General features: G+C 64.9%; 18 protein-coding genes. 15 read left to right on the plus strand and 3 right to left on the minus strand.

Annotated features, from left to right (window positions below; genetic code table 11):
- The first annotated feature begins 64 nt into the window (after positions 1 to 64).
- From secB to RN01_RS19485, 3 genes are all read left to right on the plus strand, one after another.
- A complete protein-coding gene (gene secB / locus RN01_RS19475) occupies positions 65 to 583 on the plus strand; it encodes a protein-export chaperone SecB (RefSeq protein WP_008642655.1) in 519 nt (172 codons plus the stop codon).
- A 118-nt stretch (positions 584 to 701) separates the two neighbouring features.
- Complete coding sequence (locus RN01_RS19480; RefSeq protein ID WP_017512708.1) at positions 702 to 1,730, plus strand: NAD(P)H-dependent glycerol-3-phosphate dehydrogenase; 1,029 nt, start codon at positions 702 to 704, stop codon at positions 1,728 to 1,730.
- A gap of 6 nt (positions 1,731 to 1,736) precedes the next feature.
- A complete protein-coding gene (locus RN01_RS19485) occupies positions 1,737 to 2,720 on the plus strand; it encodes a tripartite tricarboxylate transporter substrate binding protein (RefSeq protein ID WP_024569524.1) in 984 nt (327 codons plus the stop codon).
- A 13-nt stretch (positions 2,721 to 2,733) separates the two neighbouring features.
- Here the strand turns inward: RN01_RS19485 and trmL are convergent, their stop codons facing one another.
- Together trmL and RN01_RS34670 are read right to left on the minus strand one after the other, a co-directional pair.
- Positions 2,734 to 3,204: a tRNA (uridine(34)/cytosine(34)/5-carboxymethylaminomethyluridine(34)-2'-O)-methyltransferase TrmL gene (gene trmL / locus RN01_RS19490; protein WP_008642659.1), complete on the minus strand. Its 471-nt coding sequence runs from the start codon at positions 3,202 to 3,204 to the stop codon at positions 2,734 to 2,736.
- A 52-nt stretch (positions 3,205 to 3,256) separates the two neighbouring features.
- A complete protein-coding gene (locus RN01_RS34670) occupies positions 3,257 to 3,793 on the minus strand; it encodes a ComF family protein (RefSeq protein WP_223277302.1) in 537 nt (178 codons plus the stop codon).
- A gap of 243 nt (positions 3,794 to 4,036) precedes the next feature.
- Between RN01_RS34670 and RN01_RS19500 the strand changes: the two genes are divergently transcribed.
- The 8 genes from RN01_RS19500 (at position 4,037) to RN01_RS19530 (ending at position 10,816) form a co-directional block, all read left to right on the plus strand.
- Positions 4,037 to 5,023 carry a methyltransferase domain-containing protein gene (locus RN01_RS19500; RefSeq protein WP_017511748.1) on the plus strand — a complete coding sequence of 329 codons (987 nt, stop codon included), beginning with the start codon at positions 4,037 to 4,039 and terminating at the stop codon, positions 5,021 to 5,023.
- A gap of 263 nt (positions 5,024 to 5,286) precedes the next feature.
- A complete protein-coding gene (locus RN01_RS19505; RefSeq protein WP_017511747.1) occupies positions 5,287 to 5,802 on the plus strand; it encodes a DUF2244 domain-containing protein in 516 nt (171 codons plus the stop codon).
- Between the two features lie 61 nt (positions 5,803 to 5,863).
- Complete coding sequence (coxB, locus tag RN01_RS19510) at positions 5,864 to 7,132, plus strand: cytochrome c oxidase subunit II (protein ID WP_008642668.1); 1,269 nt, start codon at positions 5,864 to 5,866, stop codon at positions 7,130 to 7,132.
- 42 nt (positions 7,133 to 7,174) lie between these two features.
- Positions 7,175 to 8,785 carry a cytochrome c oxidase subunit I gene (gene ctaD / locus RN01_RS19515; RefSeq protein ID WP_011515154.1) on the plus strand — a complete coding sequence of 537 codons (1,611 nt, stop codon included), beginning with the start codon at positions 7,175 to 7,177 and terminating at the stop codon, positions 8,783 to 8,785.
- A 63-nt stretch (positions 8,786 to 8,848) separates the two neighbouring features.
- A complete protein-coding gene (locus RN01_RS34355) occupies positions 8,849 to 8,995 on the plus strand; it encodes a cytochrome oxidase small assembly protein (RefSeq protein WP_017511745.1) in 147 nt (48 codons plus the stop codon).
- Between the two features lie 36 nt (positions 8,996 to 9,031).
- Positions 9,032 to 9,628, plus strand: coding sequence for a cytochrome c oxidase assembly protein (locus tag RN01_RS19520; protein WP_017511744.1), 597 nt, complete (start codon positions 9,032 to 9,034; stop codon positions 9,626 to 9,628).
- Positions 9,629 to 9,630: 2 nt separating this feature from the next.
- The gene (locus tag RN01_RS19525; RefSeq protein WP_011515156.1) at positions 9,631 to 9,858 is read left to right on the plus strand and encodes a DUF2970 domain-containing protein; all 228 of its coding nucleotides are present in this window, start codon (positions 9,631 to 9,633) and stop codon (positions 9,856 to 9,858) included.
- Between the two features lie 97 nt (positions 9,859 to 9,955).
- Positions 9,956 to 10,816 carry a cytochrome c oxidase subunit 3 gene (locus tag RN01_RS19530; RefSeq protein WP_008642679.1) on the plus strand — a complete coding sequence of 287 codons (861 nt, stop codon included), beginning with the start codon at positions 9,956 to 9,958 and terminating at the stop codon, positions 10,814 to 10,816.
- A gap of 100 nt (positions 10,817 to 10,916) precedes the next feature.
- On the opposite strand, the gene RN01_RS19535 is transcribed toward RN01_RS19530, so the two are convergent.
- A complete protein-coding gene (locus RN01_RS19535) occupies positions 10,917 to 11,126 on the minus strand; it encodes a twin transmembrane helix small protein (protein WP_008642681.1) in 210 nt (69 codons plus the stop codon).
- Positions 11,127 to 11,225: 99 nt separating this feature from the next.
- Here RN01_RS19535 and RN01_RS19540 point away from each other — a divergent pair, with 99 nt between their 5' ends.
- Genes RN01_RS19540 through cyoE form a run of 4 tightly spaced genes read left to right on the plus strand, consistent with a single transcriptional unit; the run spans position 11,226 to position 14,654 of the window.
- Complete coding sequence (locus RN01_RS19540; protein WP_029700036.1) at positions 11,226 to 11,945, plus strand: SURF1 family protein; 720 nt, start codon at positions 11,226 to 11,228, stop codon at positions 11,943 to 11,945.
- A gap of 7 nt (positions 11,946 to 11,952) precedes the next feature.
- Positions 11,953 to 12,609: a hypothetical protein gene (locus tag RN01_RS19545; RefSeq protein WP_008642686.1), complete on the plus strand. Its 657-nt coding sequence runs from the start codon at positions 11,953 to 11,955 to the stop codon at positions 12,607 to 12,609.
- Positions 12,610 to 12,615: 6 nt separating this feature from the next.
- Complete coding sequence (locus RN01_RS19550; protein WP_017511742.1) at positions 12,616 to 13,719, plus strand: heme A synthase; 1,104 nt, start codon at positions 12,616 to 12,618, stop codon at positions 13,717 to 13,719.
- An 8-nt stretch (positions 13,720 to 13,727) separates the two neighbouring features.
- The gene (cyoE, locus tag RN01_RS19555) at positions 13,728 to 14,654 is read left to right on the plus strand and encodes a heme o synthase (protein ID WP_080672752.1); all 927 of its coding nucleotides are present in this window, start codon (positions 13,728 to 13,730) and stop codon (positions 14,652 to 14,654) included.
- Positions 14,655 to 14,689: the final 35 nt, after the last annotated feature.

The raw sequence follows: 14,689 nt of genomic DNA on the forward strand, positions 1-14,689 counted from the left end.
GTGATCGACACCACCGGCGCCGCATGGCGCAGCGCGCCCAAACCGATCCATCCGGAAGCCTTTCATGAGCGACCAGCAACAAGCCAACCAGCAGGACGACCAGCCCTTCTTCAACATTCAGCGCGTGTACCTGAAGGACATGTCGCTGGAGCAGCCGAATTCGCCGGGCATCTTCCTCGAATCGGAAGCCCCCTCGGTGGAAGTCCAGGTCAACGTGGGCGCCTCGCAACTGCAGGAAGGCATCTTCGAAGTGGTCGTGACCGGTACCGTGACGACCAAGGTGCAAGACAAGGTGGCCTTCCTGGTGGAAGCGCACCAGGCCGGCATCTTCGACATCCGCAATGTGCCGGTGGAGCAACTGGACCCGCTGCTGGGCATCGCCTGCCCGACCATCCTGTACCCGTACCTGCGCGGCAACATCGCCGACGTGATCACGCGTGCCGGCTTCCAGGCGATCCACCTGTCGGAAATCAACTTCCAGGCGCTGTACGAGCAACGCCTGCAGGCCGCGATGGAAGAAGCGCAAGGCCAGGGCGGCGACTCGGGCATCGTGATGCCTGACGGCAGCCAGGCCCGCCACTGATCGGCGACTGCCTGTCGGACACCAGAACGGGGCTGCGGCCCCGTTTGGTGTTTCTGCGAGGCGTCAACGTTCATACTGTCGCGACGACAGTGCTTTTCGCTGACTTCACAGGCCTGCCATGAAACTGACCATTCTCGGCGCCGGCGCATGGGGTACCGCGCTTGCAAGCCACGCGGCCACGGCCGCCGCCGATCATGACGTGGTGCTCTGGGGGCGCGATCCGGCTCAGCTTGCCGGCATCGCCGCAACTGGCGTCAACGCCACCTATCTGCCGGGCGTGAGCCTGTCGCCCCGGCTTGTCTGCGAGCCCGATTTCGATCGCGCCGTCGATCACGCACTGAGCGATCCGGAGGGGCTGCTGATCATCGGCACGCCGGTATCCGGCCTGCGCGAGATGACGCGCAGGTTGGCCGCGCGCCGCAAGGGGCCGCTGGCGATGCTCTGGCTCTGCAAGGGCTTCGAGGCCGAGACCCATGCGATGCCGCACCAGATGGTGCACGATGAATTGAACGCGCTCGGCGTGGCGCCGGGCGAGATCGAATATGGCGTGCTGACGGGGCCGAGCTTTGCCAAGGAAGTGGCGCAGGGTTTGCCGTGCGCGCTGACCGTGGCCGGCACGGCGCACGTGCTGATCGATCGCGCGCAGGCGGCATTCCATCACCATGCCATGCGCATCTATGGCAGCGACGACCTGATCGGCGTCGAAGTCGGCGGCGCGGTGAAGAACGTGCTGGCAATCGCCACCGGTGCCAGCGATGGCCTGGGACTTGGGCTCAATGCGCGCGCGGCGCTGATCACGCGCGGGCTGGCCGAGATGACGCGCCTGGGCCTTGCGCTCGGCGGTCGCGTCGAGACCTTCATGGGTCTGGCCGGCATGGGTGACCTGATCCTGACCGCCACCGGCGATCTGTCTCGTAACCGCAAGGTCGGCCAGCAACTGGCGGGCGGGAAGACGCTCGACCAGATCCTGGCAGACCTTGGCCATGTGGCCGAAGGCGTGCGTTGCGCGCAGGCCGTTGCCGCGCTGGCGGCGCGCGTCGGTGTGGAAATGCCGATCACGCGCGCGGTATGTGCGGTGCTGTTCGAAGGGTTGCCTGTTGCCGATGCGGTCTCGCAGTTGCTGCAGCGTGACGCGCGCGACGAGTAACACTTGATGCTGAGTCGACGCCACACCCTCAAGGCCCTGATCGCCACCTTCGCAGCCGGCGCGGTTCCTGCCGTTGCCCATGCCGATACCTGGCCCGCCAAGCCGATCCGCATGATCGTGCCGTTCCCGCCGGGCTCTTCGCCGGACTTGATCGCGCGTATCGTGACCGAGAAGCTCGCCACAGTGCTCGGTCAGCCCGTCGTTGTCGAAAACCGCCCGGGCGCCGGCGGCAATATTGGCACCGGCATGGTTGCCAAGGCCGCGCCCGATGGCTACACGCTGCTGTTCACGATCAACGGTCCACTTGTCACCGCGCCGTCGCTGTATCGCCATCTGAGCTACGATCCGATGAAGCAGCTCGCGCCGGTCACGCTGGTGGCGACGTCGCCGAACGTGCTGGTCATCGACGCCCGCCTGCCGGTGCATACGTTGCGCGAGTTCGTCGCGCTGGCCAAGTCGAAGCCGGGCGCGCTGAACTATGGCTCGGTCGGCAACGGCAGCGCGGCGCATCTGGCGATGGAGCAGTTGAAAGCGATGGCTGGCATCGATCTGCAGCACGTGCCGTATCCGGGCTTTCCGCAGATCACCACGGCGATCGTCGGCGGGCAGGTGCAGGCCGGCTTCATGGTGCCGGCGATTGCCATGCCGATGGTCAACGCGGGCAAGTTGCGCATTCTGGCCGTGACCACCACGGGCCGGACGTCCCTGCTGCCATCGGTGCCGACCGTGGCCGAATCGGGCTACCCTGGATTCGAGGCGATTTCATGGCAGGCGATTCTGGCGCCGGCCGGCACGCCGGCGCCGGTCGTCGACCGGCTCTACCGCGAACTCGTTCGGATCATCGGCAGCGATGACATCCGCGAAAAGATGCGCACGCAGTATTTCGTCCCGGCCGGTACCGCGCCGGCATCGTTGCGCGAAACGATGGTTAGCGAGAAGGCACGCTGGGACAAGGTGATTCGCACGGCCGGCGTGCAGCCCGAGGGCTGACCGCGCTGTCGATTCAACTGCCGCCCGCGAAGCCGTTCTGACGCCATGCCTCGAAGACGACCACGGCCACCGTGTTCGACAGATTGAGGCTGCGGTTGTTGGGGCGCATCGGCAGGCGGATGCGCTGCGAGGACGGGAACCACTCGCGGCGCTCCGGTGCGAGCCCGCGGGTCTCCGAACCGAATACGAACCAGTCGCCCGGCGCGAAGCTGACCTGGCCGAACGGCGTGGAGCCGTGCGTGGTCAGCGCGAACATGCGCGTGGGGTCCGGCTGCTCGGCAGCCATCAACGCATCCCAGCTTTCATGCACGCGCATCGTCGCGTACTCGTGATAGTCGAGCCCCGCGCGGCGCATCCGGGCGTCTTCGAGCGGGAATCCCAACGGCTTGACCAAATGGAGTTGCGCGCCGGTGTTGGCGCACAGGCGGATCACATTGCCGGTGTTCGGCGGGATTTCGGGTTCGACAAGAACGACGTTGAACATGATGGGATAGGCGAAAAACCGGAGCGCAGCTTACCGCTAGTCGCAGCCGGTGTCACGGCGTGCGCAGTGCCGGCAGCGCCGTCACCCGCGCGGCGCCATGCGCCTTGAGCACCCGTGCCGCCTCACGTAGCGTGGCGCCCGTGGTCATCACATCGTCGACCAGTCCGATATGCAGCCCGTCTAGCCGGCGGGGCGGGTCCAGCACGAACGCATCCCGCAGATTCGCCTGCCGTGCCGACTGGTCGAGCACGCGCTGGCTGACCGTGTCGCGCCGGCGGGTCAGCAATGTTGCCGAGACCGCGATGCCAAGCTGCCTGCCCAGCGGCCGCGCGATTTCCCACGCCTGGTTGAAGCCGCGGCCCGCCAGCCGTTGTGGCGCAAGAGGAATCGGCGCCAGAACATCGGGCGCGATACCCGCCGCTTGCATCCGGGTCGCCATTTGCCGGGCGATCCATGCGGCGGCGGGGAGGCGCGCGGCGAACTTCAGGCGCAAAACCAGTCGATCGGCTGGCGTGATGTAGTCGCCCAGCGTCAATGTGGTGTCGATGGGGGCGTCGTCAGCGCAGGCGTCACATCGGCCCGCTTTCACACCGGGTATGGTGCCGGGCATCGCGCAACGCGAGCAGCGCGGAACGATTCTCAACAGCGCGTCGGCGCAACCCGCGCAGACCACGTCGCGCTGGACCTTCGCGCAGATCAGGCAAACCGACGGCAGCAGGGCTGACCAGAGCCCGGTGATCCCGCCGGCACGCCCGGCGAGCCGCGAAGAGGGCGCGTATACTCCAGTCCCTGTTGGCCGGCCATCCGGGTCCGGCCCATGCCGAGGCGCGACATGCTGTTGCGCCGCCCGCCGATTCCACTGATTCCGTTCCGTCTCTCCGTGTCCCTGCATGCTGCTGATTCCCCCGATGCCTGGTTGCCGCCCGCGCGCCTGACCCGGCTTGCCTTTGACCGCCGCAGTCCCAGCTTCGGCCAGCTCGATTTTCTGCTGGGCGAAATCGGCCAGCGGATGCACGAGCGCATGGACGTGGTCAAGCTAGCGCCGCGCCGGGCCATCGATATCGGCTGCGGCCACGGGCAGGGCCTGGCGGGATTGCGCGCGCGCTTTCCCGATGCGCAGATTGCCGGTCTCGATATTTCCGGCGCTATGCTGCAACAAGCCGGACAGCGCGATCCGCAGCGGCGCCCCGGCTGGATCGGACGCCTGCTCGGCAAGCGGCCGATGTTCGACCTGGTGCAGGGCGATCTTGCCACACTGCCATTCGGCGCGGCCAGCTTCGATCTGTTGTGGTCGAACCTCGCCTTGCACTGGCATCCGGAGCCGCATCGCGTGTTTCCGGAATGGCATCGCGTGACTGGCGACGAAGGGCTCGTGATGTTCTCGCTGTTCGGCCCCGACACGCTGAAGGAACTGCGCGCGGCGTTTGCCGATGTCGATCTCGACGCGCACACGATGCGCTTCGTCGACATGCACGATATCGGCGACATGCTCGTGCACAGCGGCTGGTCCACCCCGGTGATGGACATGGAAACGCTGACAGTCACCTACGAGTCGCCAGAGAACCTGTTGCGCGAAGTGCAATCGTTCGGCGGCTTCCGTCGTCCGGGGGCGGTCGGGCTGCGTGGCAGGCGGTGGTATCGGGCCGTGCTGGCCGCGCTCGATCGTCAACGTAACGCCGATGGCGTGATCCCATTGACGTTCGAAATTGTCTACGGCCATGCATGGAAGCTGGCGCCGCGTGGCAGGCAGGCAACCGACGATCAGGGCCGCGCAGTTGTGCCGGTCGACAGCATCGGACGCGCCAGGCCGCGACCGTGAAAGCGGCGTCGCGCATGGTTGCGCGACAATGCGCGCGCGCCGATTGTGTTGACTATCGGGGGCGATGCGGCCATGCACAAAAACTAGATGAGCGCAAGCACTTCGGTCAAATCCTACCTTGTTCAGGTATGCGAAGCGCCATATAATGCGCCAGTTTGTCGCAGTGGTCCCCTGGCACAAGAACGTCCCTGGAATGCACTTCGCATGTGCAAACCTCCGATGTGTTTCGTCCCGGGTGTGCATCCGATGCGGAGTGGTTGGCGATGCAAGACTTGCGTATCGCATTCCAGACGGCAGTTGGTGACTCCGGCGGAAATCTCGACGGACGCACCCCCTTGCCGAGTAACGACTGGCTGATGAAGCGAAATTGCTCGCTCACTCCGCGCCAGGCCGGCTGGTTCTACTTCTCCATCGTATGTTTCTCGACAGCTATCGCGGTGTTCTTCGCCGTGTGGCTGGGGGCCTGGCTCGTACTGCCGTTTGCTGGCCTGGAATTGCTCGGGCTGGGGATTGCCCTGCTGGCGTATGCGCGCCATGCGGCGGATTATGAACGCGTGAGTGTGACCGACGGAATGCTGGTCGTGGAGACAGCCAGCGCCAGCCGGATCACGCGGGAAGTATTCAACCCACGCTGGGTGCGGGTTGAACTGGGTGAATCGTTCCGGGCGCCGGTGGTACTGCGGTCGGACAAGCGCTCCGTGCAGGTGGGGTTGTATCTGGACCCGTATCGGCGGCGCAAGTTCGCGCAGGAACTCGCGGTGGCCTTGCAGCGTGTCTGAAAGGACAGGTTGCGGGGCAGGGCGGGGACAGATTTGAATCTGTAAATTGGGTAGATAAACAATGAAAATGTGGAAGAAGGCATCCGCAGCATGTCTGGCAGGCGCGTCCCTGCTTGTCAGCCAGGCGGCCTCCGCGGTCAGTGACATGCCAGGCGGCCCCGCCGTCCGACAGCTCAACCTGGCCGAACCCGTTACAAAAATCGCCGAACAGATTCACTGGCTGAACTGGATGATGCTGATCATCTGCACGGTGATCTTCGTCGCCGTGTTCGGCGTGATGTTCTATTCCATCTTCAAGCACCGGAAGAGCAAGGGCGCCCGCCCGGCCTCGTTCCACGAAAGCATCACGGTGGAAGTGGTCTGGACGATCGTGCCGTTCCTGATCGTGATCGCCATGGCGCTGCCGGCGACGAAGACCGTGGTGGCGATGAAGGACACCACGAACTCGGATATCACGATCAAGGCCACCGGCTATCAGTGGAAGTGGGGCTATGACTACCTCAAGGGCCAGGGCGAGGGCATCTCGTTCGTGTCCACGCTGACCACGCCGCGCGAGCAGATCAACAACCAGCAGGAAAAGTCGAACACCTACCTGATGGAGGTGGACAACGAACTGGTGGTGCCCGTCAACAAGAAGATCCGTATCGTCACCACTGCCAATGACGTGATCCACGCCTGGATGATTCCGGCGTTCGGCGTCAAGCAGGATGCGATCCCGGGCTTCGTGCGCGACACCTGGTTCCGTGCCGAGAAGACCGGCGTCTATCGTGGCCAGTGCGCCGAACTCTGCGGCAAGGAACACGCGTTCATGCCGATCGTGGTGCGCGTCGTGTCCGATGCCGAGTACACGAAGTGGGTCGACGACAAGAAGAAGGCGATGGCCGCGGCAGCGGACGATCCCAACAAGGTCTGGACCCTCGACGAAATCAAGGCGCGCGGCGAAAAGGTCTACGCGACCAACTGCGCGGTCTGCCACCAGCCGACCGGCAAGGGCGGTGGTCCGTTCCCGGCGCTGGACGGCTCCAAGGTCGTCAACGGTCCGAAGGCTGGCCAGATGCACGTGCTGCTGGAAGGCCGTAACGCCATGCCGTCGTGGAAGCAGCTTTCCGACACCGAGCTGGCCGCTGTCATGACGTACACGCGGAATAGCTGGGGCAACAAGACCGGCGAAGTGATTCAGCCGGCGGACTTCACGGGCGCCCGCACGGGCAAGTTCCCGGAAGGCGGCGGCGCACAGGCCGGCGCAGGCGATGCAGCCCCGAAGGCTGCCGCGCCGTCCAGCACCCCCGACAAGCAGGCCAGCCTCGCGGGCAACCGCGTCGCAGGCTGACCCGCGGTAGCCCCGCATTCAGGAATTGATGGAGTCATTGCGATGAGTACCGCTACCCCGGAGACACTGGGCCATCCGCACGACCACGCGCACGATCACGATCATGCGCACGATCACCCGCATGGCTGGCGCCGCTGGCTGTTCGCCACCAACCACAAGGATATCGGCACGCTGTACCTGCTGTTCTCGTTCACCATGCTGCTGTCCGGCGGCGTGCTGGCACTGCTGATCCGCCTGGAGCTGTTCGAGCCGGGCCTGCAGTTCTTCCGCCCCGAACTGTTCAACCAGTTCACCACGATGCACGGGCTGATCATGGTGTTCGGCGCGATCATGCCGGCATTCGTCGGCTTCGCGAACTGGATGATCCCGCTGCAGATCGGCGCCTCTGACATGGCGTTCGCGCGCATGAACAACTTCAGCTTCTGGCTGATGCCGCCGGCCGCGCTGCTGCTGGTCGGCTCGTTCTTCGCGCCGGGCGGCGCCACCGCCGCGGGCTGGACGCTCTACGCGCCGCTGTCGGTGCAGATGGGCCCGGGCATGGACATGGCGATTTTCGCCATGCACATCATGGGCGCGTCGTCGATCATGGGCTCGATCAACATCATCGTCACCATCCTCAACATGCGCGCGCCTGGCATGACGCTGATGAAGATGCCGATGTTCTGCTGGACGTGGCTGATCACCGCCTACCTGCTGATCGCCGTGATGCCGGTGCTGGCTGGCGCGATCACGATGGTGCTGACCGACCGCCACTTCGGCACGAGCTTCTTCTCGGCCGCCGGCGGCGGTGACCCGGTGATGTACCAGCATATCTTCTGGTTCTTCGGTCACCCCGAGGTCTACATCATGATCTTGCCGGCGTTCGGCATCATCTCGCATGTCGTGCCGGCCTTCGCGCGCAAGCGCCTGTTCGGCTACAGCTCGATGGTGTACGCCACGGCCTCGATCGCGATCCTGTCGTTCATCGTGTGGGCGCACCACATGTTCACCACCGGCATGCCGGTGACGGGCCAGCTGTTCTTCATGTACGCGACGATGCTGATCGCGGTGCCGACGGCCGTGAAGATCTTCAACTGGATCGCCACGATGTGGCGCGGCTCGATGACGTTCGAGACCCCGATGCTGTTCGCGATCGGCTTCATCTTCGTGTTCACGATCGGCGGCTTCACGGGCCTGATGCCGGCTGTCGCTCCGATCGACATCCAGCTGCAGGACACCTACTTCATCGTGGCGCACTTCCACTACGTCCTGGTGGCGGGCTCACTGTTCGCGCTGTTCGCGGGCTTCTACTACTGGGGTCCGAAGTGGAGCGGGTTCATGTATGACGAGATGCGCGGCAAGATCCACTTCTGGGGCTCGCTGATCTTCTTCAACGTGACCTTCTTCCCGATGCACTTCCTGGGCCTGGCCGGCATGCCGCGCCGCTATGCGGACTACCCGACCCAGTTCACGGACTTCAACGCGATCGCCTCGATCGGCGCGCTGGGCTTTGGCCTGATGCAGGTGTACTTCTTCTTCTGCGTGGTCCTGCCGTCGTACCGCGGTGGCCAGGCCGCCGGCGACAAGCCGTGGGATGGCGCGGAAGGCCTCGAGTGGACCGTGCCGTCGCCGGCACCGTTCCACACGTTCGAAGAACCGCCGGTCGTCAAGTAATCCAGTAACACCGGCCGGATGCCAGCCCTCGGGGCAGGTATCCGGCCCGCTAACCAGATGCTCATGCAGCCCTCGGAAACAAGCCCATCACCGCAGGATCGCAAGGCCGCCCAGCGGGCCGCCAACCGCCGTCTTGGCTGGATATTGCTCTCGATCGTGGTGGTCTTCTTTCTGGGATTCTTTGCCAAGATGGTGTTCCTTGGCGGCTGATGTCCCGATGAGAACGATGAAGTAGGAGGCAGACGCGTGGACGGGCAGGACAAGGCAATCGAGAAGCGTTTCAACCGCGGCATGATGTTGCGCCTGCTGGTGGTGGTGACGCTGATGTTCGGCTTTGGCTACGCGCTGGTGCCGCTGTACAAGGCGATCTGCGAGGTTACCGGCATCAACGTGCTGACCACGCGCGATCTGTATGGCGGGGCGGCGTTGAAGAACTCGCAGGTGGACACGAGCCGCACGATCACGGTCGAGTTCGATTCCAACGCGCGCGGGCCGTTTGCATTCCGGCCGGTGAAGCATTCGATGGAAGTGCATCCGGGCGAGCTGACGACGATCGTGTACGAGGTGGCCAACGGGCAATCGCGGGACATCTCCGCGCAGGCGATTCCGAGCTACGCGCCGAAGCAGGCCACCGAGTACTTCAAGAAGATCGAGTGCTTCTGCTTCAAGCAGCAGACGCTCAAGTCGAAGGAAGCGCGCGAGATGCCGGTGGTGTTCGTGATCGACCCGAAGCTGCCTAAGGACGTGAAGACCATCACGCTGTCGTACACGTTCTTCGAGGTGGGCACGCCGGTGGCGCAGGCGCCGCAGGATGAGCAGGCCTCGGTGCAGAAGGGGAGCTGACGATGACCAACCGCGACGATTCGGTGGATCCGGTGCATCGCAAGGCGTCCTTCGCGCAGACCGTGCGCGCGGTGCTGTGGTCGTTTATCGGGCTGCGCAAGGGATCGGAGCATGAGTCCGATATGGCGCGGCTGAACCCCGTGCACGTGATCATCGCCGGGCTGATCGCGGCGGCAGTGTTCGTGACGGTGCTGATCCTGGTGGTGCGCACCGTGGTGAGTCAGTCGTAGCAGGAAACTAGCAGGGAAAAAGGACAGAGCCGCTGGCAACCGAAGCGAAGCGGATCTGGCGAATAACCATTAGAGACTCTGAGCTGGAGATAGAAGAATGAGTGCGAATCGCGCAAACGCCCCGTACTACTTCGTGCCGGGCCCGTCGCGCCATCCGATCACGGCGGCATTCGGCCTGCTGATGACCGGCGCGGGAGCCGCGGGTTGGGTCAACGGGCAGCCGTGGGCGCCGTACCTGTGCGGCTTCGGCCTGTTGTGGTTCCTCTTCGTGCTCAAGAGCTGGTTCGGTGACGCCATCCGCGAATCCGAAGGCGGCATGTACGGCAAGAACATCGACACCTCGTTCCGCTGGTCGATGGGCTGGTTCATCTTCTCCGAAGTGATGTTCTTCGCGGCGTTCTTCGGCGCCCTGTTCTACGCGCGCACCATTGCCATGCCGTGGCTGGGCGACCTGAACAACAAGATCATCTGGCCGGACTTCGCGGCCGTGTGGCCGAACATGGGCCCTGCCGGCACCGTGGAAGACTTCCAGACGATGGGCCCGTGGCCGATCCCGACCATCAACACGGCGCTGCTGCTGACCTCGGGCGTCACGCTGACCTGGGCGCACCACGCGCTGCTGGCCGGCAAGCGCAGCCAGCTGATTCAGGGCCTGGTCCTGACGATCCTGCTGGGCGCGATCTTCATGTGCCTGCAGGCCTACGAGTACATGCACGCCTACAGCGAACTGAACCTGAAGCTGACCTCGGGTGTCTATGGTTCGACGTTCTTCCTGCTCACGGGCTTCCACGGCTTCCACGTGACGATGGGCGCGATCATGCTGACGGTGGTGCTGATCCGCGTGCTGAAGGGCCATTTCACGCCGGAGCATCACTTCGCATTCGAAGGTGCAGCCTGGTACTGGCACTTCGTGGACGTGGTCTGGCTGGGCCTGTACGTGGTGGTCTACTGGCTGTAAGGATTTCGCCGCGCCCCCTGCGGGCGGCGTGCGGTATCGAAGAAAGCGAAGCGCCGCGGGAGAGAAATCTCGGCGGCGCTTTTTTTCGCGAGGATGCCTGTCAGGGCGACGTATGGATGCCCGTGCTCTGGATCCAGCCCATCCAGTGCGAGAACAGGATGAACAGGAACAGCGCCACCGAGAAGCCGACGCGGAACATCAGCGAACGCATCATGTTGGGCGTGCGGCCACGGTCGCGCATCATGAAGAACAGCGCGGAGGCCAGGCTGCCAATGATCAGGATGAAGGCGACAAGGATGACGAAGCGCATGTGGGGGCCCGTTCTGCGAAGCGCCCATTATCGCACTGCGATGCCCGGAGGGAACCCGTGACGACCCGCACGCTCTGGCGTTCGCCGGGCACGGTGCCGATGGTGGCCGCGCTCGTGGTGATCGTCGTTACCTGCGCGCTCGGCAACTGGCAACTGCGCCGCGCGCATGAAAAGATCGACCGTGCGGAGCGGCTGGCCACGCTGGCGAAGCAGGCGCCCGTCGAACTGCGCGCGGCCCAGACCGATGCCGCGCAACTGGTCGAGCGCCGCGTGCGCGCGCGCGGCACGTTCGACGCGGACAAGACAGTGCTGCTCGACAATCGTCCGCACGGCAACGGTACTGACAGCCGTGCGGGGTTCCTCGTGCTCACGCCGTTGCGCCTCGCGGACGGTGGCAGCGTGCTGGTGATGCGTGGCTGGCTGCCGCGCGACGCGCAGGACCGCACGCGCATCGCGCCGTTCCCGACGCCCGCGGGGGAAGTCACTGTCGAAGGCACCGCGCTGGCCGCTGTGCCGCGCGTCTACAGCCTCGGGCAGGATGCTTCCGCGGAGGCCGGACGCAAGATCCGTCAGAATATCGACCTTGCCGCTTTTTCTCATGAGATCGGGGCGTCACTCCTGCCGGTGGTGGTAGAACAATCGGGCGATGCCGGAGACGGACTGGCCCGCGATTGGGCCCCCGCCGATTTCGGCGCGGACCGACACTACGGGTACGCTGCCCAGTGGTTCGGGCTGGCCGTATTGACGCTGGTGCTGGTGGCCGTGCTCGGCTGGCGGCGCGCCCGGCTGGACCGGGCAGACGGCAATGGAAACCTATAAACGAACGATGAACGCACAGACGAACGCCATGCCGCAGCCAGATCCCACGGCTTCGCCGGACCCCCGCATCGACGCGCGCACGCGCCGCGGCCGCCTGCAGATGCTGATGCTGCTGCTGGTCTGCGCATCGCCCGTACTCTTTTCGTACTTCACGTACTACGTGATCAAACCGACCGGCGGAAGCACCAACTACGGCGTGCTGATCGACCCGCAACGGCCCATGCCGCCCGTGCAGGTGACCAATGAGCGCAACGAGTCGGTGCCGCTAGCGTCCATGCGCGGCAAGTGGCTGATGGTGATGACCGACCCGTCCGCCTGCGACGAGACCTGCGCGAAGAAACTGTTCACGGTGCGCCAGATCCGCGTCGGACAGGGCGAGGACCGCGAGCGGATCGTGCCTGTCTGGCTGATCCAGGACCGGGGCGATGTGGACGACCGGCTCGCCGCCGCCTACAACGAACCTTATGCGGGCGTGCGTTTCCTGCGCATGGACCGGGCCACGATTGCCCAATGGCTGCCGGCCGAGGACGGCGCGCGCGCCGAGGATGCGATTTACCTGGTCGATCCGCTCGGCAACCTGATGATGCGCTGGCCGAAGGACCCCGACCCCAAGAAGATCAGCAGCGACCTGAAGAAGCTGCTGAAGTATTCCCGTATTGGCTGAATTCCCATGCTGCTTCAGTTGGCCATCATTGGCATCCTGATTGCGCTGCTGCCCCTGTCCTACGTGATGGTGCGCGGCAATCGCGACAAATATCGCAGGCTCGTCTGGATCACGGCGTTCCTGACGCTGGACCTGATCATGTTCGGCAGCTTCACCCGGCTGACCGACTCTGGCCTCGGCTGCCCCGACTGGCCCGGCTGCTACGGCCACTCGAACCCGCACGCGGCGATGGAGCCGATTCGCGCGGCGGAAACGGCGCTCCCGAGCGGCCCGGTCACGCTGATGAAAGCGTGGATCGAGATGATCCATCGCTATTTCGCCATGGCGGTCGGTGTGCTGATCATCTCGCTGATGGTGCTGGCATGGGTCAAGCGCCGGGAACTGAAGCAGTCGCCGTGGTTCGCCACCGGTGTGTTCCTGCTGGTCTGCCTGCAGGGCGCGTTCGGTATGTGGACCGTGACGATGAAGCTGCAACCGATCATCGTCGTCACCCACCTGCTGCTGGCGATGGCGCTGCTGGCGTCGCTGATCCTGCTCGGGTCACGTAACGAACCGCCGCATGTCGTGGCGCCACAGGCGGCTTCGCTGCGCTGGGCCGGCCTGCTGGCCCTGGTGCTGCTGGTCGTCCAGATCTTCCTGGGCGGCTGGGTCAGCACCAACTACGCGGTGCTGGCCTGTACCGACTTTCCGCTCTGCAACGGCCAGCTCGTGCCAGAGATGGACTTCCGCCATGGCTTTACGCTGTGGCGCCAGCTCGGCATGACGGCCGACGGCGACTACATTCCGCACGCGGCGCTGGTGGCTATCCACTGGGTGCACCGTGGCTTCGCCTTCGTCGTGCTCGGTTTCCTGCTCTGGTTCGCGTTGCGCGCGCGCCGGATGGAAGGGCTGGCGCGGCATGCGCGGTGGTTGCTGGTCGTGCTGACGCTGCAGTTGTGCACCGGCATGTCGAACATCGTTTTCGACTGGCCGCTGGTCGCGGCGGTGGCCCATAACGGCGGAGCAGCCCTGCTGCTGATGTTGTTGCTCCGTCTCAACTACAATATCGGCCTCGCCACTCGCTCCGCCGGCGCCGCCTCGCAACCCTCGATTGCCGCGCGCGCCACATGAAGGACAAGATGCCCCCCGTCGTAACTGCTACCCACTCCCAATCCTCCGTGGGCCGATTACGCCATCTGGCCCGCCAATACGCCGCGCTGACCAAGCCGCGGGTGACCCAACTCGCCGTGTTCTGCGCCATCATCGGCATGTTCCTGGCCACGCCGGGCATGGTGCCGTGGTCGGTGCTGATCGGTGGCGCGGCCGGTATCTGGCTGCTGGCCGGCGCGGCTTTCGCCATCAACTGCCTGGTGGAACAGAAGATCGACGCGCTGATGCGCCGCACCGCGTGGCGCCCGTCGGCCACAGGCGAGATCACTACCACCCAGACGCTGATCTTCTCGGCCGTGCTGGGCGGTGCTGGCATGTGGCTGCTGCACGTCTTCGCCAACGACCTGACAATGTGGCTCACCTTCGCCACGTTCCTTGGCTATGCCGTGGTCTATACGATCCTTCTGAAGCCGGCGACGCCGCAGAACATCGTGATCGGTGGCCTGTCGGGCGCCATGCCCCCGGCGCTGGGATGGTCCGCGGTATCGGGCACGGTGCCTGCGGAGGCCTGGTTCCTGGTGCTGATCATCTTCACCTGGACGCCGCCGCACTTCTGGGCGCTGGCCCTGTACCGCCGCGCCGACTACGCCAAGTCCGGCCTGCCGATGCTGCCGATCACCCACGGCGAGCGCTACACGCTACTGCATATCCTGCTGTACACGCTGATCATGATCGCGGCCACGCTGCTGCCGTTCGTGTACGGCATGAGCGGCTACATCTACCTGGTGGCGGCGCTGGGGCTGGGCCTGGTGTTCCTGGGCTATGCCTGGAAGCTGTACCGCAACTACTCGGACGGTCTCGCCCAGCGCACCTTCCGTTATTCGATCCTGTACCTGTCGCTGCTGTTTGCGGCGTTGCTTGTGGATCACTACTTCAAGTTCGTGCCGCAGGTCTGACCGCCTGCGGCATCTTGCCGCGCCCGGAAGTCATC

Origin of the sequence: Cupriavidus sp. SHE (assembly GCF_000812445.1) — a bacterium.
Taxonomy (GTDB): Bacteria; Pseudomonadota; Gammaproteobacteria; order Burkholderiales; family Burkholderiaceae; genus Cupriavidus; species Cupriavidus metallidurans.

Excerpts from the sequence above, each read along its gene's own strand:
- secB (WP_008642655.1), top strand. The coding sequence starts at position 65 with ATGAGCGACCAGCAACAAGCCAACCAGCAGGACGACCAGCCCTTCTTC.
- RN01_RS19480 (WP_017512708.1), top strand. The coding sequence starts at position 702 with ATGAAACTGACCATTCTCGGCGCCGGCGCATGGGGTACCGCGCTTGCA.
- RN01_RS19485 (WP_024569524.1), top strand. The coding sequence starts at position 1,737 with ATGCTGAGTCGACGCCACACCCTCAAGGCCCTGATCGCCACCTTCGCA.
- trmL (WP_008642659.1), bottom strand. The coding sequence starts at position 3,204 with ATGTTCAACGTCGTTCTTGTCGAACCCGAAATCCCGCCGAACACCGGC.
- RN01_RS19500 (WP_017511748.1), top strand. The coding sequence starts at position 4,037 with ATGCTGTTGCGCCGCCCGCCGATTCCACTGATTCCGTTCCGTCTCTCC.
- RN01_RS19505 (WP_017511747.1), top strand. The coding sequence starts at position 5,287 with ATGCAAGACTTGCGTATCGCATTCCAGACGGCAGTTGGTGACTCCGGC.
- coxB (WP_008642668.1), top strand. The coding sequence starts at position 5,864 with ATGAAAATGTGGAAGAAGGCATCCGCAGCATGTCTGGCAGGCGCGTCC.
- ctaD (WP_011515154.1), top strand. The coding sequence starts at position 7,175 with ATGAGTACCGCTACCCCGGAGACACTGGGCCATCCGCACGACCACGCG.
- RN01_RS34355 (WP_017511745.1), top strand. The coding sequence starts at position 8,849 with ATGCAGCCCTCGGAAACAAGCCCATCACCGCAGGATCGCAAGGCCGCC.
- RN01_RS19525 (WP_011515156.1), top strand. The coding sequence starts at position 9,631 with ATGACCAACCGCGACGATTCGGTGGATCCGGTGCATCGCAAGGCGTCC.
- RN01_RS19530 (WP_008642679.1), top strand. The coding sequence starts at position 9,956 with ATGAGTGCGAATCGCGCAAACGCCCCGTACTACTTCGTGCCGGGCCCG.
- RN01_RS19535 (WP_008642681.1), bottom strand. The coding sequence starts at position 11,126 with ATGCGCTTCGTCATCCTTGTCGCCTTCATCCTGATCATTGGCAGCCTG.
- RN01_RS19540 (WP_029700036.1), top strand. The coding sequence starts at position 11,226 with ATGGTGGCCGCGCTCGTGGTGATCGTCGTTACCTGCGCGCTCGGCAAC.
- RN01_RS19545 (WP_008642686.1), top strand. The coding sequence starts at position 11,953 with ATGAACGCACAGACGAACGCCATGCCGCAGCCAGATCCCACGGCTTCG.
- RN01_RS19550 (WP_017511742.1), top strand. The coding sequence starts at position 12,616 with ATGCTGCTTCAGTTGGCCATCATTGGCATCCTGATTGCGCTGCTGCCC.
- cyoE (WP_080672752.1), top strand. The coding sequence starts at position 13,728 with ATGCCCCCCGTCGTAACTGCTACCCACTCCCAATCCTCCGTGGGCCGA.